23 protein-coding genes and 1 pseudogene are annotated in these 23624 nt (G+C 55.2%); 2 read left to right on the forward strand and 22 right to left on the reverse strand.

The features are described from left to right. Positions 1-62: 62 nt before the first annotated feature. The 21 genes and pseudogenes from HX778_RS01180 to yceD all read right to left on the reverse strand — a co-directional run bounded on the left by HX778_RS01180 (position 63) and on the right by yceD (position 17961). Positions 63-1367: an NAD(P)/FAD-dependent oxidoreductase gene (locus HX778_RS01180; protein WP_038473598.1), complete on the reverse strand. Its 1305-nt coding sequence runs from the start codon at positions 1365-1367 to the stop codon at positions 63-65. A 214-nt stretch (positions 1368-1581) separates the two neighbouring features. Then, positions 1582-2124 carry an alpha/beta hydrolase YcfP gene (gene ycfP, locus HX778_RS01185; protein ID WP_176981112.1) on the reverse strand — a complete coding sequence of 181 codons (543 nt, stop codon included), beginning with the start codon at positions 2122-2124 and terminating at the stop codon, positions 1582-1584. A 41-nt stretch (positions 2125-2165) separates the two neighbouring features. Then, positions 2166-3191: a beta-N-acetylhexosaminidase gene (nagZ, locus tag HX778_RS01190; RefSeq protein WP_176981113.1), complete on the reverse strand. Its 1026-nt coding sequence runs from the start codon at positions 3189-3191 to the stop codon at positions 2166-2168. Next, positions 3179-4036 carry a thiamine kinase gene (gene thiK, locus HX778_RS01195; protein WP_038473604.1) on the reverse strand — a complete coding sequence of 286 codons (858 nt, stop codon included), beginning with the start codon at positions 4034-4036 and terminating at the stop codon, positions 3179-3181. Before thiK ends, nagZ begins: the two co-directional genes overlap by 13 nt. After that, positions 4014-4655 carry a penicillin-binding protein activator LpoB gene (gene lpoB / locus HX778_RS01200; protein WP_038473606.1) on the reverse strand — a complete coding sequence of 214 codons (642 nt, stop codon included), beginning with the start codon at positions 4653-4655 and terminating at the stop codon, positions 4014-4016. Before lpoB ends, thiK begins: the two co-directional genes overlap by 23 nt. Further along, a complete protein-coding gene (locus HX778_RS01205; RefSeq protein ID WP_038473609.1) occupies positions 4652-5035 on the reverse strand; it encodes a YcfL family protein in 384 nt (127 codons plus the stop codon). The genes lpoB and HX778_RS01205 overlap by 4 nt, the downstream gene beginning before the upstream one ends. 4 nt (positions 5036-5039) lie before the next feature. Beyond that, positions 5040-5396: a purine nucleoside phosphoramidase gene (gene hinT / locus HX778_RS01210; RefSeq protein WP_008453457.1), complete on the reverse strand. Its 357-nt coding sequence runs from the start codon at positions 5394-5396 to the stop codon at positions 5040-5042. A 171-nt stretch (positions 5397-5567) separates the two neighbouring features. Beyond that, the gene (ptsG, locus tag HX778_RS01215; protein WP_038473612.1) at positions 5568-7001 is read right to left on the reverse strand and encodes a PTS glucose transporter subunit IIBC; all 1434 of its coding nucleotides are present in this window, start codon (positions 6999-7001) and stop codon (positions 5568-5570) included. 301 nt (positions 7002-7302) lie between these two features. Next, a pseudogene (locus HX778_RS01220) lies at positions 7303-8097 on the reverse strand (metal-dependent hydrolase). A 10-nt stretch (positions 8098-8107) separates the two neighbouring features. Beyond that, entirely contained in the window at positions 8108-9115 is a 1008-nt protein-coding gene (gene holB, locus HX778_RS01225; protein WP_176981114.1) for a DNA polymerase III subunit delta', read from the reverse strand. Beyond that, the gene (gene tmk / locus HX778_RS01230; protein ID WP_176981115.1) at positions 9115-9753 is read right to left on the reverse strand and encodes a dTMP kinase; all 639 of its coding nucleotides are present in this window, start codon (positions 9751-9753) and stop codon (positions 9115-9117) included. The genes holB and tmk overlap by 1 nt, the downstream gene beginning before the upstream one ends. Next, positions 9743-10765: a cell division protein YceG gene (yceG, locus tag HX778_RS01235; RefSeq protein WP_176981116.1), complete on the reverse strand. Its 1023-nt coding sequence runs from the start codon at positions 10763-10765 to the stop codon at positions 9743-9745. The genes tmk and yceG overlap by 11 nt, the downstream gene beginning before the upstream one ends. Before the next feature lie 10 nt (positions 10766-10775). Then, positions 10776-11576 carry an aminodeoxychorismate lyase gene (gene pabC / locus HX778_RS01240; protein WP_176981117.1) on the reverse strand — a complete coding sequence of 267 codons (801 nt, stop codon included), beginning with the start codon at positions 11574-11576 and terminating at the stop codon, positions 10776-10778. 256 nt (positions 11577-11832) lie between these two features. After that, positions 11833-13074, reverse strand: a complete 1242-nt coding sequence (gene fabF, locus HX778_RS01245; RefSeq protein ID WP_038473629.1) for a beta-ketoacyl-ACP synthase II — start codon at positions 13072-13074, stop codon at positions 11833-11835. A gap of 85 nt (positions 13075-13159) precedes the next feature. Then, positions 13160-13396, reverse strand: coding sequence for an acyl carrier protein (gene acpP, locus HX778_RS01250; RefSeq protein ID WP_004157115.1), 237 nt, complete (start codon positions 13394-13396; stop codon positions 13160-13162). A gap of 154 nt (positions 13397-13550) precedes the next feature. Continuing rightward, positions 13551-14285, reverse strand: a complete 735-nt coding sequence (gene fabG, locus HX778_RS01255; protein WP_038473634.1) for a 3-oxoacyl-ACP reductase FabG — start codon at positions 14283-14285, stop codon at positions 13551-13553. A gap of 13 nt (positions 14286-14298) precedes the next feature. Continuing rightward, positions 14299-15228 (reverse strand): ACP S-malonyltransferase, encoded by a 930-nt coding sequence (gene fabD, locus HX778_RS01260; protein WP_038473638.1) that lies wholly within the window; start codon positions 15226-15228, stop codon positions 14299-14301. A 17-nt stretch (positions 15229-15245) separates the two neighbouring features. Continuing rightward, on the reverse strand, positions 15246-16199 hold the full coding sequence (locus tag HX778_RS01265; RefSeq protein ID WP_038473641.1) for a beta-ketoacyl-ACP synthase III: 954 nt from the start codon (positions 16197-16199) through the stop codon (positions 15246-15248). 6 nt (positions 16200-16205) lie between these two features. After that, a complete protein-coding gene (gene plsX, locus HX778_RS01270) occupies positions 16206-17240 on the reverse strand; it encodes a phosphate acyltransferase PlsX (protein WP_071842929.1) in 1035 nt (344 codons plus the stop codon). A 12-nt stretch (positions 17241-17252) separates the two neighbouring features. Continuing rightward, positions 17253-17423, reverse strand: coding sequence for a 50S ribosomal protein L32 (gene rpmF / locus HX778_RS01275; protein WP_038473647.1), 171 nt, complete (start codon positions 17421-17423; stop codon positions 17253-17255). 16 nt (positions 17424-17439) lie between these two features. Next, positions 17440-17961 (reverse strand): 23S rRNA accumulation protein YceD, encoded by a 522-nt coding sequence (gene yceD, locus HX778_RS01280; RefSeq protein ID WP_038473650.1) that lies wholly within the window; start codon positions 17959-17961, stop codon positions 17440-17442. A gap of 232 nt (positions 17962-18193) precedes the next feature. Here yceD and HX778_RS01285 point away from each other — a divergent pair, with 232 nt between their 5' ends. Continuing rightward, entirely contained in the window at positions 18194-18778 is a 585-nt protein-coding gene (locus tag HX778_RS01285; RefSeq protein WP_038473652.1) for a nucleoside triphosphate pyrophosphatase, read from the forward strand. 33 nt (positions 18779-18811) lie between these two features. On the opposite strand, the gene rluC is transcribed toward HX778_RS01285, so the two are convergent. After that, positions 18812-19765, reverse strand: coding sequence for a 23S rRNA pseudouridine(955/2504/2580) synthase RluC (rluC, locus tag HX778_RS01290; protein WP_167549838.1), 954 nt, complete (start codon positions 19763-19765; stop codon positions 18812-18814). Between the two features lie 570 nt (positions 19766-20335). Here rluC and rne point away from each other — a divergent pair. Beyond that, positions 20336-23608: a ribonuclease E gene (gene rne, locus HX778_RS01295; protein WP_176981118.1), complete on the forward strand. Its 3273-nt coding sequence runs from the start codon at positions 20336-20338 to the stop codon at positions 23606-23608. Positions 23609-23624 lie beyond the last annotated feature (16 nt).

Genomic DNA, 23624 nt, shown 5'->3' on the forward strand with positions numbered 1-23624 from the left:
TTATGCTGGTTACCGGCAATAAAAAACCCGGCGCGGTGGCTGGGTTTCAAAAGAGTAAAAACTCAGTGCAGCTTCAGGCGCGGGCGGATCACCCGGTTGATGCTGCCTACCAGCATCATCAGGCCGGTTTTGAAGTAGCCGTGCAGCGCAATCTGGTGCATACGGTACAGGGAGATGTACACGAAGCGGGCGATGCGGCCTTCTACCATCATCGAGCCGCGCATCAGGTTACCCATCAGGCTGCCGACGGTGGAGAATTTGGACAGCGAAACCAGCGAGCCGTGATCTTTGTAGCTGTAGGCTTTGAGCGGCTGGCCTTTCATCTGCGCAAGAATGTTGGTCAATGCGCGGGAAGCCATCTGGTGCGCAGCCTGAGCGCGTGGAGGCACGAAGCCACCTTCAGGACGAGCGCAGGAAGCGCAGTCGCCGATTGCGTAGATATCCGGGTCGCGCGTGGTCTGCAGCGTCGGCTCAACCACCAGCTGGTTAATGCGGTTAGTCTCAAGGCCGCCGATATCTTTCATAAAGTCTGGCGCTTTGATCCCCGCCGCCCAGACCATCAGGTCCGCTTCGATAAACTCGCCGTCTTTGGTGTTCAGACCATGCGCTTCGGCGCTGGTGACCATGGTTTGCGTCAGCACGCGAACGCCAAGCTTGGTCAGTTCGCTGTGTGCTGCGGCGGAAATACGTGGCGGCAGCGCAGGCAGGATACGCTCCCCGGCTTCCACCAGCGTGACGTTCAGCGCTTCGTTAGTCAGCCCTTTGTAGCCGTAGCTGTGCAGCTGCTTAACGGCGTTATGCAGCTCAGCGGACAGCTCAACCCCGGTCGCCCCACCGCCGACGATAGCGATGTTAACCTTGCCGCTCGCGCCGAGGTTTGAGGAGTACTTCAGGAACAGGTTCAGCATCTCAGAATGGAAGCGACGCGCCTGGTGTGGGTTGTCGAGGAAGATGCAGTTTTCTTTTACGCCAGGGGTGTTGAAGTCGTTGGAGGTACTCCCCAGGGCCATCACCAGCGTGTCGTAAGGCACCTTACGCTCTGGCACCAGCAGCTCGCCCTTCTCATCACGCAGCTCGGCGATGGTCAGCGTTTTGCTTTCACGGTTGATGTCCACCACGGAGCCCAGCTGGAACTGGAAGTTATGGTTACGCGCGTGCGCCAGGTAGCTCAACGCATCCACGCCTTCATCCAGCGAACCGGTTGCCACTTCATGCAGCAGCGGCTTCCACAGGTGGCTGTGGTTACGGTCTACCAGGGTGATTTTGGCTTTTTTGCCGCGGCCCAGTTTTTTACCCAGCTGAGTCGCCAGCTCCAGACCACCAGCCCCACCGCCGACAATCACTATTTTTTTCAATGGTGTAGTCAACTTGACCCCCTAAAATATTAACCAATTGTTAATTAAAAGTTATCTAAATAGCCTTTAATTAACAAAGGGTTACTGCACGTTTAACGCTTAACTTTACCGAGAATAACATGAAGGGTGCATTGGTCATACCAAAATTGATATACATCAATTTTTATGCCGAAAAGATAAACAAAAGGCCAGCACGAGGCTGGCCTGTTTTAGTGCGCGGGAAAAATCAGCCCAACGTTTTAAAGGCTTTAATGCGCTGTAAATGCGTGGAGATATTTTTGAACTTATGTGTCTGCTGCTCGTCCCAGACGATTTCGTAATAGGGATGCAGCGCTTCTGCCGTGCGCCGGTTGTCCAGCGCTTCGTCGTTGCGGGAGAGGATGGCCAGGCAGCGATCGCGGTTCTTCTCGCGGAAGTTCTGCACGCACTTGGTGGTGATATCGGCGTACTCTTCCGGCCTGTTGATTTTCCCTTCCATGTTTTCATGGGGGTAAAGGTTTGGGTTGAAGATAACCTGCCGCATATCGCAGAGAAAACCGATACGTTCCGCCCAGAATCCGCCCAGCCCCACGCCGCAAATCAGCGGCCGTTCGTCGTCGGTAAGCTGCTGCATTTTATCGACTTCTTTCAGCAGATGCTGCATGTCGTGCTTCGGATGCAGCGTGCTGTAGCTAATGAGCCGCACGTCGGGATCGATAAACTGAAGCTGCAGCACTTTTTCATGGTTACCGGGACTGTTTGAGTCAAAACCGTGTAAATAGATAATCATTGCATCCTCACCGCATACAATCAGGCCTCACGGCCTGAATATTAGACGCCCGCCTTCTGGGCCTGCCACTGTTCGTGCAGCGCTTCCAGCTGCTGGCTCACCTGCTTCCAGCGCGCCGATGAACGCAGCTCCTGGCGGGTAAATGAACCTTTATGATACAAACCTGTAACACGATCTGCTTTGACCGGCGACAGGTTATCCAGCACGCTCACCGCCCCACTACGATTATTGCAGACGAGGATCATATCGCAACCCGCGTCCAGCGATGCCTGCCCGCGTTCGGCGTAACTGCCCATGATGGCCGCGCCTTCCATCGACAGATCGTCGGAGAAGATAACGCCGTTAAAGCCCAGCTCTCCTCGCAGTACCGTTTTTAGCCAATACTCCGAACCGCTCGCCGGGCGTGGGTCAACTTCATCGTAGATGACGTGGGCTGGCATGATGGCATCCAGCTTGTTCTCGCTAATCAGCGAGGCAAAAATACGCATATCATGCTCGCGAATTTCCGCTTTAGGCCGCGGGTCGTGCGGCGTTTCTTTGTGGGAATCAGCGGTGACCGCGCCGTGGCCCGGGAAGTGTTTGCCGGTGGTTTTCATGCCTGCGGCATGCATACCGTCGATAAAACGGGTTGCCATCGCCAGCGCTTTGGACGGATCTTCATGATAAGAGCGCTCGCCAATCGCCGCGCTGATATGCCCGATATCCAGCACCGGCGCGAAGCTGATGTCGATATCCATGGCGATCATTTCGCTCGCCATCAGCCAGCCTGCTTCTGTCGCCAGCTTGCCGCCCTCTTCGAGCCCGCGAAGTGCCGCAAAAGATTGCGCCGCAGGCAGGCGAGTAAACCCTTCACGGAAGCGCTGGACGCGCCCGCCTTCCTGATCGACGGCCACAACCAGACGGTTGTACGAAGCTTCCCGGATCTGGCGAACCAGCTCGCGCAGCTGCTCCGGATCGTGGTAGTTACGGGTAAAAAGAATCAAACCGCCGACCAGAGGGTGCTGCAAAATTTCACGCTCTTCGGCATCCAGCTCAAAGCCGGCCACATCCAACATTACTGGGCCCACAATACTCTCTCCTGATGTTTCATCGCCCGCAGCGCGCGCCATGCGTCGTCTGCCAGCGTAATAAAGTTTTGCTCCCCGGTTTGCTGCCAGCGGCATTCGTACCAGGACGCCATAAGTAACGCAATCCACGGCTGCCAGCGCGCAACCTGGCGACGAAGACGCTCGACGCAGAGCGATGCCTGACCGGCATATAGCCCCAACAACGCTTCGCCATCGACAACGTTCGCGGCCTGCACCGCCGCCAGCTCGAGCGCAATATCGCCGTCCCCGGCATATTCCCAGTCGATAAGCCCCAGCTTTTCACCCTGCCGCACGAGATTCCCCGCATGAACATCCATATGCAGCGGCGCCAGCCGAAGAGGCCGGGGCTCTTTGCGACGCTTCAGGCGCTTTAATTCACGTAGCCAGCTCAGGGTGCGTCTTTTCGGGCTGCTTACCTGCCAGTAGTACTCCAGCAGCGGGACAAGGCTAATCCGCCAGCCAAAGCACGGCTGGCGATGAAGATAATATAACAGGCTTGTTAATTCAGTGAGCGGGGCCAGGTTCGGCGAAACCTCCCCATCGAGCCAGCGGGTGAACAGCCAGCCTTCTGCCAGACAATAAGGTTTTGGGGCAATCCCCGCCGGTAAACGCTTTAGCGCACGATAATGACGCTGAAGAGAGACGCCGGGCAGGCGTGCATCGGGAAGTCTTCTCGCGGCAAAACATTCGCCCTCGCTGACGACCCGATAGCTTGTGCCGCTGAGGCCTTCAAGAGCAGAAAAACAACCGGCAGCCTGAGCCGCCGGAAGATATCGAGTTACTGCCGCATCGAGCGATGCCTTAGTTGGTTTGCTGAACAGCACCGCTACCCGACCAGATGATTTCGCCGGTCTGCACCAGCATCAGCTGCATTTTCAGCGTTGGCGTGTTCACGTTGCCGCTGGCGTTGGTATAGAGCACGTACTGCGCACCGGTGTTACGCGCAATGCCGATGGCTTTGCTTCGCGTGCCCAGGCTGTCCTGCGGCGAGAGCCCAAGCTGCTGCTTCGCCATAGAGAGCTGCTGGGCAGAGACCAGCGTAAACTTGTTATTGTTCGCCAGCGCACCGCGCAGGGCTTCCGTCGCGCTGCTGGTTTGCAGACTGCCGTTGGTGCGGTTGTTGACGCTGTCCACCAGCAGAACGCTACCTGGCGTCACGCCTTCCGCCTGCAGCATTTTACTGACCATCGGCTGCATGGAGCTGTTCCAGTCGTAGGTCCGCACTTTTGGCTGCGCCGGGATCGTCGGCTCTGGTTGTTCAACAGGGCCAGGCTGCGTTGGCACGGTCGGGACCGTTGGTACCGTCGGCTCCGGCTGAGCTGGCTGCTCAACGCCTGGTTTAGCCTCTTCTACCGGGGCCGGCTGCTCGCCGCGATTAATACACCCGGTCAGTATCAGCGCCACCGCGGTGACGGCCAGATAACGATGAAGTCCCCTAATCAAAATTCGCTCCTTACAGAGAGAGAAAGACGTACTTTTTTAGCTCCAGGCCAGGCTGCAGTCGAGTCAATACGCTGCGAAGACTGCGCCGGGAGAACGAGGGTACGCACTTTTTCAAGCGGGTGGATTTCCAGCCCTTTTGCATCGTACCAGTAGAAACGATAGTACAGCGTGACCGGTTTATGCTGCTCATTATACAGCGACGATTCGGCCACCGTGGCACCGTTGCGCTGAGAGATATCCGGTTTTTCAGCGCTAATCCCGGCGGCAAGCACCGCCGCTTCCATGACCAACGTCTGGTCACCGTTCACCGGAATGGCCGGGCGAGAACTACAGCCGGCCACCAGCAGCATGGCTAATAAACACAGGGAAAAGCGCGGCATCGGATCAGTCCTTATGCGCCAGCATTGGGCCAAGCGGACGGCCACCCAGCAGGTGCATGTGAATATGGTATACCTCCTGCCCACCGTGACGGTTGCAGTTCATGATCAGGCGGTAGCCGTCAGCGGCAATCCCTTCCTGCTCTGCAATTTTAGCCGCAACGGTCATCATGCGCCCCAGCGCAAGTTCGTGCTCTGCCTTAACGTCATTGGCGGTGGGGATAAGCACGTTAGGAATGATGAGAATGTGGGTAGGTGCCTGCGGGGAAATATCACGAAATGCGGTAACCAGTTCATCCTGATAAACCACATCCGCCGGAATTTCACGACGAATAATTTTACTGAAAATAGTTTCTTCGGCCATGACCTGTTCCTTGAAGGAGAAAACGGTGATGGGAGTATGAGCGAGGCGCTCATTTGACTCAACCTTCTGAACGCTTTTCTTTGGTTAAGTGCTGACCTTTAAAACAAATTCATGCTTTGTCAGCAACAAAAAAGGGAGGCTTTCGCCTCCCTTATCGCTCCCCGAACAAACTTAGTTGTTACGGATCCACTCATCCATTTCGGTTTTCAGGTTATCGGACTTGGTGCCGAAAATAGCCTGAACGCCGGAACCTGCGACAACTACACCTGCTGCACCCAGCTTCTTCAGGCCAGCCTGGTCGACTTTGGCAACGTCGGCCACGCTAACACGCAGACGGGTGATACAAGCGTCGAGGTTAGTGATGTTTTCTTTACCGCCGAAAGCGCTAACCAGGGCAGGAGCCATTTCGCTGGTAACGCCAGCGGTGGTTTCTGCGGTGGCGTCTTCACGACCCGGGGTTTTCAGATCCAGTGCCTTAATCAGTACGCGGAAGATGGTGTAGTACACGATCGCGTAGCAGATACCGACAATTGGGAACAGCCACAGTTTGCTGCTGTTACCGCTCAGCACGATGAAGTCAATCAGACCGTGAGAGAACGACGTCCCGTCACGCATACCCAGCAGAATACAGATTGGGAATGCCAGACCCGCCAGAATCGCGTGAATCACGTACAGGATCGGCGCCACGAACATGAAGGAGAATTCGATTGGCTCGGTGATACCGGTCAGGAACGAAGTCAGCGCGGCGGAGATCATGATCCCGCCCACTTTTGCACGGTTCTCTGGTTTAGCAGAGTGCCAGATAGCAATCGCCGCAGCCGGCAGGCCGTACATTTTGAACAGGAAGCCACCGGACAGTTTGCCCGCAGTTGGGTCGCCTGCCATATAACGTGGGATATCACCGTGGAACACCTGGCCCGCAGCATTGGTGTATTCACCAATCTGCATCTGGAATGGAACGTTCCAGATATGGTGCAGACCAAACGGTACCAGGCAGCGCTCGATGAAGCCATAGATACCGAAGGCAACGACCGGGTTCTGGTATGCAGCCCACTGAGAGAAGGTCTGAATAGCCGTACCGATTGGTGGCCAGATGAAGGACAGCACAATACCGGTGAAGATAGCGGCCAGGCCGGAGATGATCGGCACAAAGCGTTTACCGGCGAAGAAGCCCAGATACTCAGGCAGCTTGATGCGGTAGAAACGGTTAAACATGTATGCGGCAATTGCACCGGAGATGATACCGCCGAGAACGCCGGTGTCCGCCAGGTGTTTAGCGGCAATTTCTTCCGCAGGCAGGTGCAGAACCAAAGGCGCAACCACGGCCATGGTTTTCACCATGATGCCATAGGCCACGACTGAAGCCAGAGCAGACACGCCGTCGTTATTAGTGAAGCCCAGCGCAACACCGATAGCAAAGATAAGCGGCATGTTGGCGAAGACAGAACCGCCCGCTTCCGCCATAACATGGGATACAACAACCGGCAGCCAGCTGAAGTTTGCAGAACCGACGCCTAGCAGAATACCTGCGATAGGCAGTACGGATACTGGCAGCATCAGCGATTTACCCACCTTTTGCAGGTTAGCAAATGCATTCTTAAACATAATAGAGAGTGCTCCTGAGTATTTGTGCTTTTTTTGTACGCATTTACGCATCGAACCGGGGGGAGAACCGGTTCATAAACAGGACATCTAAGTGTCCTTTTATTTATTACGCAGAGTAAAATAAATAACGAAAACTTTGTTTGACGGCTATCACGTTTCTCAGCCAGCCGCGCGAAAAACTTTCATTAATTTACATAACACGCGTACAAATGATTCAAAACGAGCATGCACCGCCCATTTTATGGCGGTGCACTTTACTCGCTTAGGCTATTAATTACGAGCTTTAAAATAACTATGGATTTCAGAGAGATTGCAGGCGGGACAAGGGGATGTGGAACAAATCAGCAAAGTTCTGCGTCGTCGCGGTCGCCAGTTCTTCCAGCTAAACGCCCTTCAATACGGCCATATACTCGGCCACATCGCGCGTCATGGCCGGCTGGTTTTCTTTGCCGCGATGCGGCACCGGCGCAAGATACGGCGAGTCCGTTTCCACCAGCATTCTGTCCAGCGGCACATAACGCGCCGCATCACGCAGCTGCTCGGCATTGCGGAAGGTCACAATGCCGGAGAACGAAATATAAAACCCCATATCCAGCAGCTTGCCCGCCGTTTCTCTGTCTTCCGTGAAACAGTGTAGTACCCCACCGCACTCTGTCACTTTTTCTTCCTGCAGAATGCTCAGGGTATCGGCGCGGGCATCACGGGTATGCACAATCACCGGCTTGTTCAGCTCGCGACCGATACGAATGTGGTGACGAAACGATTCCTGCTGGCGCGGTTTTGTTTCCGGCGTATAGAAGTAATCCAGCCCCGTTTCCCCCATCGCGATAACGCCCGGCTCGGCGGCCAGACGGCGCAGATCTTCAACGTCGTACTCTTCATCCTGATTCAGTGGATGCACGCCACACGAGAAGGCCACGTTATCGCGCTCGCCCACCAGCTCGCGCATGCCGCGGTAACCTTCCAGGGTCGTGGCAACGGCCAGGCAAAACTTCACGTCCCTGGCGGCGGCTTTGTCCAGAACGTCATCAACGTTTTTATGCAGGGATTGATAATCCAGGCCATCGAGATGGCAGTGTGAGTCGACCAGAAACATAGTAATACTCTTAGAGATGATGTGAGTGAAGCAGTGCGCCAGGCCGGGCCAGACGCTCCCACGTAAGAAGGCTTTCCGTGAGCAACAGCTCGCGGTTAACACCCACCACGTTGAGCAGCTCTTCGCGACAGGTGAACAAATGGTGTAAAAGGCTCTGCAATACGGCAGAAGAATATCGGGCGCTAAGCCTGGCGACTAACGGCTGCATATCAGCATTTGTTAACCAGGCCCCGGCGCCCTGCTGCCACTTGAGGGCATCCAGAAGCAGCGCGCACAGCCAGTGAAGGCGGCGAGCGGCGTCCTCATGATTCAACGCCGGTAACAGAGCCAGCATATTGCTGGCATCCTCCGCCTGAGTCAGCTTCTCACAAAGCTGCTGGCGGGCCTTCCACTGGTCCGGCTGCAGGAGGGCAAGCGCGGCGGCGGGCGCCCCAGAGCTGAGGCGTAAAGCAGCCTGCAGCTCCTCTGCGGACATATTTATTTCACGCCCCAGCCACGCAAGAGAAAAACCTTCGTCCGGCGGCGCAAGGTGCCAGTAAAGGCAGCGGCTGCGCAACGTCGCGGGCAAATGCGCAGGCTCGCGGCTGCTCAGAAAGAACCAGGTATTTTTCGGCGGTTCTTCCAGCGTTTTCAGCAGCGCGTTAGCCGCCGCTTCGGTCAGCATATCGGCATCTTTAAGCCAGACAACTTTGGCCCCGCCCTGCTGGGCATGACCGTAAAGCTTTTCGGTAATGACGCGAACCGCATCAATCCCGAGGCTTGATTTGCCCTTTTCTACCTCAAGGGAGTAGCTGTCGGGATGCGTTCCCGCCTGCATCAGCTGGCAGCTATGGCAGCGGCCGCAGCTTTTGTTGCCTTCCGGGCTTTGGCACATCAGCCAGCGGCAGAGGGCGTAGATTAAGGCATCATCTCCCAGCCCCGGCAGGGCATGAACCAACAGAGCATGATGTCCGCGGCCGGCCTGATACTGGCCGATAAGCTGCTCAAACGCGCCGCGTAGCCACGGATACCATTTCACTATTTTTGCTCCCGGAACCAGCTCAGAACGGCCTCGCGCACGGCCAGGGAAACGTCATCCAACGGCTGAGTCGCATCGATAGTTTTAATGCGTCCGTCGCTGTTGGCCAGTTCCAGATAGCGAGCACGAGTACGGTTAAAGAAGTCGATTGATTCCTGCTCAATGCGGTCAAGCTCGCCACGAGCGCGCGCGCGCGTCAGGCCTACTTCCGGCGTCACGTCGAGATAAATTGTCAGGTCAGGATAAAAATCACCCAGCACGGTATTGCGCAGCGCCATCAGCAGGTTCTGGTCAATCTGACGCCCTCCCCCCTGATACGCCTGGGTGGAGAGATCGTGGCGGTCGCCAATAACCCAGCTACCGCGCGCCAATGCCGGTTTGATAACCGTCTCTACCAGTTGGATGCGTGCCGCGTAAAACATCAGCACCTCTACTTTATCGGTCACCTTCTCATCGCCGATGCCGGCGTTGTTGAGCGTTAGCTCGCGCAGGCGTTCAGCGAGCGGCGTGCCGCCGGGCTCACGCGTAAAAGTCATCTCGCTGATACCCAGCTCTTTTAACGTCGCCACAACCACGTTATGGGCGTTGGTTTTCCCCGCGCCTTCCAGTCCTTCGATGACGATAAATTTACTGTCCATTCTTATCCTTGAGAGCTTTGATATAAACCTGTACCGCCTTGTTATGGCTGGCGAGGTTAGTGCTAAAGGTATGGCCGCCCTTACCATCAGCAACAAAATAGAGATACGGCGTTTTAGCCGGATGCGCGGCCGCCTGCAAAGACGCCTCGCCCGGCACGGCAATCGGCCCCGGCGGCATGCCGCTAATCACGTAGGTGTTATAAGGCGTCGGCGTCTCGAGATCTTTGCGCGTTAGCTTACCATTATAGCTGTCGCCCATCCCGTAGATAACGGTTGGATCGGTTTGCAAACGCATGCCAATGCGCAGTCGGTTGATAAAGACAGAAGCGACCTGGTCACGCTCACCCGCCACCGCGGTCTCTTTCTCAATGATTGAGGCCATGGTCACCAGGTCGTTTTCGGTTTTGTACGGTAAACCGTCGACCTTACTTTCCCATGCTTGTGCCACAGCTTTGACCATTTTTTGATGAACGCGCTTGAGCAAGGCAACGTCCGTGGTATTGGCGGTGTACATCCAGGTGTCCGGGTAGAACCAGCCTTCAACCCACTCCGGGTGCTCAAACTTGAGCGTTTCCGCCACGGTCGCATAGCTGTCGTCTTTTAGCGTGTGCTGAATATAAGGCGCGTCACGCAGCTGTTCGAGTAAATCGCTCAGGCGCATACCTTCAACAAATCGCAGCGGGAACTGGGCTTCTTTTCCGCTGGCAAGCAGGCGCAGCATGTCGGTGACCGTCATCCCCGGCGTGAGGCGATAGGTACCCGCCTTAAAATTCGCCAGCTCAGGCTCTACGCGCAGCAGCCACTGAAAGACACGCGGTCGCACGATCAGTTTCTCTTCATAAAGCTGGGTGCCCAGCGCCAGGCGCCCGGTGCCCTGCTTCAGCGTGAAAATGGTTTCCTGATTGATCGGCAGCGGCGCTTTTGCCAGCTGGCGTACCTTCCACATGCCAGCCCCGGCGGCGATGCCCAGGACAATCAACAGAACCAGAAAGAAACGTAAAATCTTTTTCATCGGTAATCGGTTACTCACAAAGTGGGGCTAAAAAACGGTAAAGCTCGCGCGACGTATACTGCCAGTCCTGGGCCTGGTTTACCGGCACCACCGGCATCAGCGCGTTGCAAATAATGACCTCATCCGCACCCGCCAGAGTTTCTGGCCCTTCGCTGACCTCATGGATCCTCCATGGGGAACCGCTGAGATGCGAAATGATGCGCTGCCGCATGGTGCCATTAACGCCTGCACCGTCGATACGCGGGGTGTAAACGTCACGTCCTTTGCGCCAGAATAAATTAGCCGCACAGCATTCCACCAGGCTCCCCTGGCTGTCAAGAACCAGCGCCTCCTGGGCAGTCGTCTGTTCAAGATGCGTACGGATAAGCACCTGTTCAAGCCGGTTAAGATGTTTAATGCCTGCCAGGGCAGGATTGATCCCTAATTTTACCGGGCTGAGCGCCAACGTAATCCCCTGCCCGCGCCAGGCGGAGTAAAAAGCAGGATAAGGCGAGAGGGAAAGCATTCGCGTAGGCTGCGTACAATTTGAGGCGCTATAGCCGCGCCCGCCGGCCCCACGAGAAATAATCACCTTCAGAACGGCACGGGATTCGGATGCTGCCAGCATAGTCATCTCTTCGTTGAGCCTGCCCCAGTCAACCGGCGCGATCGTCAGCGCCTCGCAGGCCTGCTGCAGACGGCGAAGATGATCGGCCTGAAAGCGAACGGCGCCGTCGATGACGCTTGCCGTGGTAAAACAGCCATCGCCAAACTGAATCGCCCGGTCGTTTGCCGGGAGTGCGTCCTGCCACTGACCATTGATAAGAAACATAGAGATTCCTCAGGTGACGGAAACGTAAGGTTGCCAGAGGGATTCGCGGGCGACAAGAGGGGAATTCTGAACAGCAAAAGGGCCCGTAAGGGCCCCTGAGACGGCTAGCGAAGTTCATTGCTTCAAAATGCCCCGACCCGGGACTTATAAAAACAATGAATTGTGTTCACTGGCTTGCCCCAAACAGTCGAAAACCACTTTTTTCGGCTGTTTGTCATCAATCTGAGGGCCCGTAAGCGGGCCCTTTCAGAAACGGTTAGACCTTCTTGAAGATCAGAGAACCGTTAGTACCACCGAAACCGAAGGAGTTACACAGGGTGTACTCCATACCGCTAACCTGGCGAGCTTCGTGCGGCACAAAGTCGAGGTCGCAGCCAACATCCGGGTTATCGAGGTTGATGGTCGGCGGAACAGCCTGATCGCGCAGCGCAAGGATTGAGTAGATGGACTCTACTGCCCCCGCCGCGCCTAACAGGTGGCCGGTCATCGATTTGGTTGAGCTCACCATTACGCGGCTCGCATCAGCACCAAAGATAGACTTAACCGCCTGCGTTTCGGCTTTATCGCCTGCTGGCGTTGAGGTTCCGTGGGCGTTGACGTAGCCAATCTGCCCCGCAGAGATCCCTGCATCGCGCAGTGCGTTTTCCATCGCCAGCGCAGCACCTGCACCGTTTTCTGGTGGAGAAGTCATGTGGTAAGCATCGCTGCTCATCCCAAAACCAACAACTTCCGCATAAATTTTCGCGCCGCGTTTTTTCGCGTGTTCGTACTCTTCCAGCACGATAACGCCTGCGCCGTCGCCCAGCACGAAGCCATCACGATCTTTATCCCACGGGCGGCTTGCCGCTTGCGGGTTATCGTTACGGGTAGACAGTGCACGAGCCGCGCCAAAACCACCCACGCCCAGCGGGCTACTGGCTTTCTCTGCGCCACCGGCCAGCATCACATCGGCATCATTGTAGGCAATAATACGCGCCGCATGACCGATATTGTGCACGCCAGAGGTACAAGCCGTGGCAATGGAAATGCTCGGACCACGCAGACCCAGCATAATGGTCAGATGACCTGCCACCATGTTGACGATGGTCGAAGGCACGAAGAACGGGCTGATCTTACGAGGGCCACCGTTAACTAACGAGGTGTGGTTCTCTTCGATAAGCGTCAGGCCACCGATACCAGAGCCAATTGCAGCACCGATACGAGTCGCATTTTCTTCCGTTACTTCCAGGCCAGAATCCTGCATGGCCTGAATGCCAGCAACAATTCCATATTGAATGAATTCATCCATCTTGCGCTGATCTTTGCGCGAGATAATGTCTTCACAGTTAAAATCCTTTACTAAGCCAGCAAATTTCGTTGCATAGGCGCTAGTATCGAAATGGTCGATCAGGCTGATGCCACTCTGACCGGCAAGGAGAGCTTTCCAGGTAGACTCTACGGTATTGCCGACAGGAGACAACATGCCCAGTCCGGTCACAACTACACGACGCTTAGACACGTTTGTCCTCCAGGGAGGGATAAAATACTAGTGGGATAATTCAGATAAAACTCAGGCGGTCGAATGACCGCCTGGAGATGTTCACTTACGCCTGGTGACCGTTGATGTAATCAATGGCAGCCTGAACGGTAGTGATTTTCTCAGCTTCTTCGTCCGGAATCTCAGTATCAAACTCTTCTTCCAGAGCCATTACCAGCTCAACGGTGTCAAGAGAATCAGCGCCCAGGTCCTCAACGAAGGAAGCGGTGTTCACTACTTCTTCTTGCTTAACGCCCAGTTGTTCGCCAATGATTTTCTTAACGCGTTCTTCGATAGTGCTCATACTCTTAAATTTCCTATCAAAACTCGCTTTCGCGATGGTTTTCGTAGTGTATAAAATGTTTGAAAAGATGCAACCAAATCCCGGCTGGTCAAACCACGATTTTACGCTATTTTGCGGGCATTCACCCAAATAACGCAAATATTTTTCACCGTGATTAAACCATATACATTCCGCCATTGACGTGAAGGGTCTCACCAGAGATGTACCCAGCTTCGTCAGAGGCTAAAAATGCTACAGCACTGGCGATTTCATTTGCGCCGCCTAAGCGACCCGCAGGAACCTGCGCCAGAATACCCGCACGCTGTTCATCAGAGAGCGCACGCGTCATGTCCGTTTCAATAAAGCCCGGAGCAACAACGTTCACAGTAATACCGCGGGACGCAACTTCACGCGCCAGCGATTTACTGAAGCCAATCAAACCAGCCTTCGCCGCAGCGTAGTTAGCCTGACCAGCATTTCCCATGGTACCAACCACAGAACCGATAGAGATAATACGCCCATGACGCTTTTTCATCATAGCTCGCATTACCGCTTTTGACAGACGGAAAACAGATGACAGGTTGGTTTCGACAATGTCGTTCCACTCATCATCTTTCATGCGCATCAGCAGATTATCGCGAGTGATCCCGGCGTTGTTCACCAGAATATCGACTTCGCCAAACTCTTTGCGAATGCTGTCCAGCACGGCGTCGATAGAAGCCGGATCGGTCACGTTCAGCATGAAGCCTTTGCCGTTCTCGCCCAGATAATCACTGATGGCCTGCGCGCCGCTTTCGCTGGTCGCGGTACCGATAACTTTTGCACCGCGAGCCACTAAAGTCTCAGCGATAGCACGGCCGATACCACGGCTAGCGCCGGTTACCAGCGCAATTTTTCCTTCAAAACTCATGGTTTTCCTCGTCTTATTGTTCAAGCGCCGCTGACAGCGTAGCCGGCTCGTTAATGGCCGCTGCCGTCATGGTGTCAACAATACGTTTGGTCAGCCCGGTCAGCACTTTACCTGGGCCAGCCTCCAGCAAATGGGAGACGCCCTGTGCCGCAATAAATTCTACGGATTTGGTCCACTGCACCGGGCTGTAGAGCTGGCGAACCAGCGCGCTACGAATGGCTTCCGGTGAGGTTTCGCACTTCACGTCAACGTTGTTCACGACCGGAATAGCCGGTGCGTTAAAGGTAATATTTTCCAGCGCTACCGCCAGTTTGTCGGCCGCAGGCTTCATCAGCGCGCAGTGAGACGGTACGCTAACCGGCAGCGGCAGAGCGCGTTTTGCGCCAGCGGCTTTACAGGCGGCTCCGGCACGCTCAACGGCTTCTTTGTTACCGGCGATAACGACCTGGCCCGGAGAGTTAAAGTTCACCGGAGAGACAACCTGTCCCTGCGCTGACTCTTCACAGGCTTTTGCAATGGAAGCATCGTCGAGGCCGATGATAGCGGACATCGCGCCGGTTCCTTCCGGAACGGCATCCTGCATCAGCTTGCCGCGCAGCTCGACCAGACGTACGGCATCGGCGAAATCAATGACGCCAGCGCAAACCAGCGCGGAATATTCACCCAGGCTGTGACCCGCCAGCAGTGCAGGTGCTTTACCGCCCTGCTGCTGCCAAACGCGCCATAATGCGACGGAGGCCGTCAACAGCGCAGGCTGAGTCTGCCAGGTTTTATTCAGCTCTTCCGCTGGCCCCTGCTGGGTCAGCGCCCACAGGTCATAACCCAGCGCATCAGAAGCTTCGCGGAACGTGGCTTCAATCACCGGATAGCCTGCGGCGAGATCGGCCAGCATGCCAACGGACTGGGAACCCTGTCCCGGAAACACCATAGCGAATTGCGTCATGTCGAAAATTCCTTTAATCAAAAACGAACCAGTGCAGAGCCCCAGGTGAAGCCACCGCCGAACGCTTCCAGCAGTACCAGCTGACCGCGTTTGATGCGACCATCGCGTACCGCTTCGTCCAGCGCTGCCGGTACGGAAGCGGCAGACGTATTGCCATGGCGATCCAGCGTTACGACGACGTTATCCATCGGCATGCCGAGTTTTTTCGCGGTCGCGCTGATGATGCGCAGGTTAGCCTGATGCGGCACCAGCCAGTCAAGCGCGGAGCGATCGAGGTTATTTGCTGCCAGAGTCTCGTCGACGATGTGAGCCAGCTCGGTCACCGCGACTTTAAAGACTTCGTTCCCGGCCATCGTCAGGTGAATTGAATTCTCAGGATTCACGCGATCGACGTTCGGCAGCGTCAGCAGGTCACCATAGCTGCCGTCTGCGTGCAGATGCGTAGAAATGATGCCCTGCTCTTCAGATGCACCCAGCACGACGGCACCTGCGCCGTCGCCAAAAATAATGATCGTGCCGCGATCGGTAGGATCGCAGGTCCGCGCCAGCACATCAGCCCCGATAACCAGCGCGTTTTTCACGGCGCCAGACTTAACGTACTGATCGGCAATGCTCAGCGCATAGGTAAAGCCCGCACAGGCGGCAGCCACGTCAAACGCCGGGCAGCCTTTAATCCCGAGCATGGACTGAATCTGGCACGCCGCGCTTGGGAAAGCATGCGTTGAAGACGTTGTCGCAACAACGATCAGGCCGATGTCATTTTTATCAATGCCGGCCATGTCCAGCGCGCGGATTGCGGCTTCGTAACCCATGGTCGAAACCGTTTCAGTCGGGCCAGCAATACGGCGTTCACGGATACCTGTGCGGGTGACAATCCACTCGTCAGACGTATCGACCATTTTTTCCAGGTCAGCGTTAGTACGCACTTGTTCAGGCAGGAAGCTGCCGGTACCAATAATCTTCGTATACATGTACGCTCAGTCACTCTTAGGTAATACAGATTCCAGGCGAGCGCCAATCCGCTGGGGGACTTGCCGCTGCACCGCCTGCACTGCCTGTTCAATCGCGACAGCAAACGCTCGCTGATTGGCCGCACCGTGACTCTTAATCACCGTGCCGCGCAATCCTAACAGACAGGCGCCATTATACTGGTCGGGGTTGAGGTGACCGAATCGCCGTATCAGGCGCTTTTGTAGCCACTTCTTCAATATAATCAGCCACCACGACCTTTTTTTCCCTTCCCCCTGCGATTTGAGCAGCGAAAGGAACATCCTGACAACACCTTCCATCGTCTTGAGTGTGACGTTACCGACAAAACCATCACAGACCAGCACATCGGTCTTGCCGGTGAGCAATTCATTGGCCTCAAGGTATCCAATATAGTTCATTGAAGGCATTGTTTTTAATAAAGCAGAGGCCTCACGGATACTGTCCAGCCCCTTAGTCTCTTCTTCGCCGATGTTCAGTAACGCCACTTTAGGGCGACTGATACCGAGCACCTCTTCGGCCATTACAGAGCCCATAATGGCAAACTGCACCAGCATCGTGCTGTCGCAGTCTACGTTAGCGCCGAGATCAAGCACCACCGTTTTGCCCTTTTGCTGGTGCGGTAATACCGTCATCAGCGCCGGGCGCTCAATCCCCTCAATAGGTTTGAGCAGTAATTTTGCAAGCCCCATCAGCGCGCCGGTGTTTCCGGCACTGACGCAGGCCTCCGCCCGCCCCTCTTTCACCAGCTCAAGCGCAATGCGCATTGACGAACCGCGGCTGGCACGAATCGCCTGAGAAGGTCTGGCATCACTGGCAATAACCGATTCCGCAGGGATAATCTGCAGACGCGAGCGTTGCTCGAAATCAGCTTTGGCAAGTAATGGCGAGATAGCGTCGGGATTGCCGACTAAAAGAAGATTAAGCGAAGTGTTAGAGTCCAGTGCCTGCAAAGCTGCAGGCACTGTCACGGAAGGACCGAAGTCCCCACCCATGGCATCTAACGCTAGGGTTAGACGTCTCAAGGTTGCGCCAGATTACTTGACGATAACCTTGCGGCCGCGGTAGAAACCGTCGGCAGTGATGTGGTGACGCAGATGAGTTTCACCAGAAACTTTGTCCACGGACAGGGTGGCGGTGGTCAGCGCGTCATGGGAACGACGCATGCCACGTTTGGAACGGGTTGGTTTATTCTGTTGTACGGCCATGGACCTTACTCCTCAATTACTTACGCTTTAAACTGGCTAATACGGCAAATGGGTTTGGTTTTTCCGCCTCTGGAGGCAGTTCGCCAAAGACCATGTCCGCCTCGGACACTTCACAGTGTTCAGAATCATGCACCGGAACCACAGGCAGGCAGAGGATAACTTCATCTTCCACCAGCGCCCGCAGATCGATTTCACCGAATTCGTTAACCTCAATCGGCTCATACGCTTCCGGGAGTGCTTCAGCCTGTTCGTCAGAGCGGACCGGACTGAAACAATACGTTGTGTGAACATGATGCACAAACGGTTTCCCGCAACGCTGGCATTCGAGCGTTACCGTGACCTTTGCATCGCCGGTCAAGACCGCGAGGCGCTGGTTATCGATAGCGAATCTCATGGAGCATTCTACATCAGTGTCCACACTGACTACAGACTCGGCGATACGCTCAACCTGATCGGAAGCATATACTCCTTCGTAATCAAGGCGTTTTTGAGCCGTACGAACCGGATCAAGAGTCAGGGGTAATTTTACCTTTTGCATAGGGCGCGCATATTAACTTTGTAACGTCATAGAGTCAAAGAAAAAGGCCTGGAAACAGCGCCTTTTGCCATTTCTACCCTAAATAGTTTAAGTTGCAGACAGGCACCCGGCTCGGGTAAGCGAGCGCTGGTAACGCCTCTGCGGCTTAAAATATGACGGGTATATTCGCACACATTGCGGTGGCACAGTTTAAAATGCCTTTAACCAATTCGCTATCTTTAATGAAAAAAATATGAAACCTATTGTTCTGGCCTCAACCTCCCCCTTTCGCCGCAGCCTGCTTGAAAAACTCGGCATCCCTTTTATCACTGCAGCACCGGAGGTCGATGAGACGCCTCATCAGGGCGAAGATGCGCGCCATTTAGTAACCCGCCTCGCCCAGGCCAAAGCTCAGGCGTTAAAAGAACGCTACCCTCATCACCTTATTATTGGCTCCGATCAGGTCTGCGTATTGAATAACCAAATAGCCGGAAAGCCGCACAGCGAAGAAAATGCCGTACGGCAATTAATGCTGGCACGGGGAACCATCGTGACTTTTTATACCGGACTGGCGCTGTATAACTCAGCCAACGGGCAGCTACAAACGCTGTGTGAGCCCTTTGACGTTCATTTCCGTCATTTAACCGAGGAAGAAATTCGCCGCTATGTGCAAAAGGAGCAGCCGCTGAACTGTGCCGGGAGCTTTAAAAGTGAAGGATTGGGCATCACGCTGTTTGAGCGGCTGGAAGGGAAAGATCCGAATACCCTGGTTGGGCTACCGCTAATCAGCCTTTGCGAGATGCTACGCAACGAAGACTGTAACCCGTTGCTGGCCTAAAAAAAACGCTCCGGCAATCCGGAGCGCTTTCCGTTACTTCGCGTTGCGTAAAACCTGCAGGCAGCGCTTGAGATTATTGTCCAGCGGCGCTTCGATACGGATAACCTCCCCGGTGTTCGGGTGGGTAAACTTTAGCGCGGCGGCATGCAGGAACAGGCGATTTAACCCGGTGCCCGCAAGCTGCTTGTCAAATTCCCGGTCGCCATAGCGATCGTCAAATGCGATAGGATGCCCGGCGTGCAGAGTATGCACGCGAATTTGGTGAGTACGCCCGGTGACCGGACTGCAGCGCACCAGGGTAGCGAATTCATAACGCTCTTCGACCTTAAAGCGCGTTTCCGACGGCTTGCCTTCGCTGTTGACCCTGACGATACGCTCCCCGCTTTGCAGAATATTCTTCAGCAGCGGTGCCTGGACAACTTTCACGTGCGACTGCCACTGGCCGCGTACCAGCGCCAGATAATCCTTCTGCATCCCCTTCTCACGAAGTTGCTCATGAAGGGAGCGCAGCGCAGAGCGCTTTTTTGCCACCAGCAGAACGCCGGACGTGTCACGGTCAAGGCGGTGAACCAGCTCAAGGAAGCGGGCTTCCGGGCGCAGGGCACGTAACCCTTCAATCACGCCAAAGCTCAGGCCGCTGCCGCCGTGTACCGCCGTACCGGAAGGTTTATTGAGCACCAGAATGTGGTCGTCTTCATAAAGAATGACATCGCTCAGCGCGGCGACTTTTTGCAGATGCGGAGAAACGGCCTCTTCTTCACGCTCGGCAACACGCACCGGCGGGATGCGAACCTCATCCCCGGCTTCCAGTTTGTACTCAGGCTTGATGCGCTTTTTATTCACCCGCACCTCGCCTTTACGCACGATGCGATAAATCATGCTTTTTGGCACACCTTTCAGGCGGGCAAGCAAAAAGTTGTCGATACGCTGCCCGGCCTCGTCGGCCGAAATTGCAACGATTTTTACTGATGGAGTCTCTGTTTTCATGGTCGGCGATTCTAAATAGCCCACGCGCATAGCGCCACTCATTTTTATGTGCTTAACTGACAATCTGTTCTGTTTTAAACCGTCCAGACCGCCTTTTTTCATGCTCTTTGTCGCAAGGTTAAAATAGCGGTTAAAAAACTGTAAGAAACAGGGCGCTAATAGCAAAAGTCATCTTGCTATAACAAGGTTAGCAGTGGAATAATGTTGCGGTTTTCCGTGTTGAATCTTGTTAGAACAAGAAAGTTTGCGGAATACCAATTTTGCCTGAACGTTCATCCACGCAGCAATGGCGTAAGACGTATTGTACTTTCAGGCAGTTAGCGGGCTGCGGGTTGCAGCCTGACCGGTAAAATGGAATCAACTCTTAAGAAACATTCTAAGGTTATTCCCACGATAATTGCGCTGTATTTCCGTATGAAATACAGGCAACCGACACTTTGCGCCTCTCAGCAAGCGACAACCGTGAGGTTGGCGACTACGCGTTTAGTCACGAGGCCATCGGTTCACTCCCGGTTAGCGTCACCATGCCCGCAGCTCTGTCGCCAATGTAAGAATAATGAGTAAGTTACGATGAAAAGAATGTTAATTAACGCAACTCAGCAAGAAGAGTTGCGTGTCGCCCTTGTAGATGGGCAGCGTCTGTACGATCTGGACATTGAAAGCCCGGGACACGAACAGAAAAAAGCAAACATCTATAAAGGCAAAATCACCCGTATTGAACCAAGTCTGGAAGCGGCGTTTGTTGATTATGGCGCAGAAAGACACGGCTTCCTTCCTCTGAAAGAAATCGCCCGCGAATACTTCCCTTCGAATTACGCTTCCCACGGCCGTCCGAACATCAAAGACGTTCTGCGCGAAGGTCAGGAAGTCATAGTCCAGATTGATAAAGAAGAGCGTGGTAATAAAGGTGCGGCCTTAACGACCTTTATCAGCCTTGCGGGTAGCTATCTGGTTCTGATGCCAAACAACCCTCGCGCCGGCGGCATTTCACGTCGTATCGAAGGGGATGACCGTACCGAATTAAAAGAAGCGCTTTCTTCCCTTGAACTGCCGGACGGTATGGGTCTTATCGTACGTACCGCAGGCGTGGGTAAATCTGCAGAAGCGCTGCAGTGGGATCTGAGTTTCCGCCTGAAGCACTGGGAAGCTATCCAGAAAGCCGCTGAAAACCGCCCTGCTCCTTTCCTGATTCACCAGGAAAGCAACGTTATCGTTCGCGCCTTCCGCGACTACCTGCGCCAGGATATCGGCGAAATCCTGATCGACAACCCGAAAGTGCTTGAGCTGGCTCGCCAGCACATTGCCGCGCTGGGTCGCCCGGATTTCAGCAGCAAAATTAAGCTCTACACCGGTGAAATTCCGCTGTTCAGCCACTATCAGATTGAGTCGCAGATTGAGTCCGCCTTCCAGCGCGAAGTCCGTCTGCCGTCCGGTGGTTCTATCGTCATTGATACCACCGAAGCCCTGACCGCCATCGACATCAACTCCGCGCGAGCAACCCGCGGCGGCGATATCGAAGAAACCGCCTTCAACACTAACCTTGAAGCGGCCGATGAAATTGCCCGTCAGCTGCGCCTGCGCGACCTCGGCGGCCTGATTGTTATCGACTTCATCGACATGACGCCGGTTCGCCACCAGCGCGCGGTTGAAAACCGTCTGCGTGAAGCGGTGCGTCAGGACAGAGCACGTATCCAGATCAGCCACATCTCACGCTTTGGCCTGCTGGAAATGTCACGTCAGCGTCTGAGCCCGTCTCTTGGCGAGTCCAGTCACCACGTGTGCCCTCGCTGTAGCGGTACCGGCACCGTACGTGACAACGAATCCCTGTCGCTCTCCATTCTGCGCCTGATCGAAGAAGAAGCGCTGAAGGAGAACACCAAAGAAGTTCACGCTATCGTGCCTGTGCCGATTGCCTCTTACCTGCTGAACGAAAAACGTGATGCGGTAAGCGCGATTGAAAAACGCCAGGGCGGCGTGCGCGCGATTATCGTGCCAAACGATCAGATGGAAACGCCGCATTACTCCGTACTGCGCGTGCGTAAGGGCGAAGAAACCCAGACGCTGAGCTACATGCTGCCTAAGCTGCATGAAGAAGAGATGGCGATGCCTTCTGAGGAAGAATACATCGAACGTAAGCGTCCTGAGCAACCGGCTCTGGCGACCTTCGTGATGCCAGAAGTGCCGCCTGCGCCGCAGGAAACCGCCGCGGTTGAACCTGCAGTAACGGCCGTTAAGCCAGCCGCTGTGAAGCCAAAAGCTAACGTAGCCGAGCAGCCTGGTCTGGTTAGTCGTTTCTTGTCTGCACTGAAAAAACTCTTCGCCGGCGACAGCGCCGTGGCCGAAGTGAAAGAAGTGAAGGAAGAAAAAGCGACTGAATCTGATACCCAACGTCAGGATCGTCGCAACAATAACCGCCGTCAGAACAATCGCCGCGATCGTGGCGATCGTAATGAGCGCGGTGACCGCAACAACCGCGATCGCGATAACCGTGACAATCGTAATAACCGCGATGACCGCAACGGTGAAGGCCGTGAAGCTCGCGAGCCGCGTGAGGGTCGTGACGACAACCGCCGTAACCGCCGTAATGGTCAGCAGCAGAATACGGAATCCCGTGAAGTTCGCCAGAACGTTGCTACTGCCGTAGACGATGCTGAAAAACAGCAGAAGTCCCGTGACGAGCAGCAGCCGCGTCGCGAGCGTAACCGCCGTCGTTCTGATGAAAAACGTCAGGCTCAGCAGGAAGTGAAAGCGCTGCAGCAGGACACTAATGTTGTTGAGCAAGAAGCCGAGCAGGAAGAGCGTTCCCCGCTGATGCAGCGCCGTAAGCCGCGCCAGCTGAGCCAAAAAGTTCGCTTTGAATCTGCCGACGCTCCTGCTGTTGAAGAAACTCAGGTTGCTCAGGCGAGCACCGAGCTGGCAACTATCCCGCTTCCAGCTGTAGTCGAAGCACCAGTGGCCGCAGAGCAGCAGGATGAAAACGCAGAAAACCGTGAAACTACCGGCATGCCGCGTCGTTCACGCCGTTCTCCACGTCACCTGCGTGTGAGCGGGCAGCGTCGTCGTCGTTACCGTGACGAGCGTTACCCGGCGGTGTCTCCAATGCCGTTAGCAACCGCCTGCGCATCTCCGGAGCTGGCGTCTGGTAAAGTGTTCATCACCTACCCGATTGCTCGTCCACACGATCAGGTTGCTCAGGAAGAAGTCTTCCAGTCTCACGAAGAAGTTCAGCACACCAACGTTGCTGAGGCCGCGGCCATTGAAGCCGTAGCCCCTGTCGCCGACGTGCAGGTTAGTGAGCCTGTGAAAGCAGAAGAGACCGTTGTTGCGCCAGTCGCGGTTGAAACAACGCATCCGGAAGTCATCGATGCGCCTGTTACCGAACAGCCACAGCTGATTGCCGCTGCGGATGAAGCCGTCGCCGAAGAAACCGTTGCACAAGCTGAACCTGTCCAGGAAGAAGCTGCCCAGGCGGTTTCGCAGGCAGCTGAAGTTAGCGAACCTGCTCCGGTTGCTGAAGAAGCGCCAGCGGCAGCAGAAGCGCCGGTCGCGGTGGTTGAAGAAGTGAAGCCCGTGGTTGAAGAAGTGAAACCTGTGGTTGAAGCGGCACCTGCGGTAGAAGCAGAGCCGGTGAAACAGGCGGTTAAAACCGAAGCAGCAGTCGCCGTTAAGCACGCTACAGCGCCTATGACCCGAGCTCCGGCTCCGGTATACACCCCTGAAGCACCTCGCAATAGCGAATGGGTTCGCCCGTCCTTCGAGTTCAGCGGTAGAGGTTCTGCCGGCGGCCACAGCGCGAGCCAGCAGGCTACTGCGCCAGCGACACGCCCAGGCAAAGCGGACTAACTTCCGCTAAGCCGTA

Source organism: Cedecea sp. P7760 (genome assembly GCF_013386425.1).
GTDB classification, from domain to species: Bacteria; Pseudomonadota; Gammaproteobacteria; order Enterobacterales; family Enterobacteriaceae; genus Cedecea; species Cedecea selenatireducens.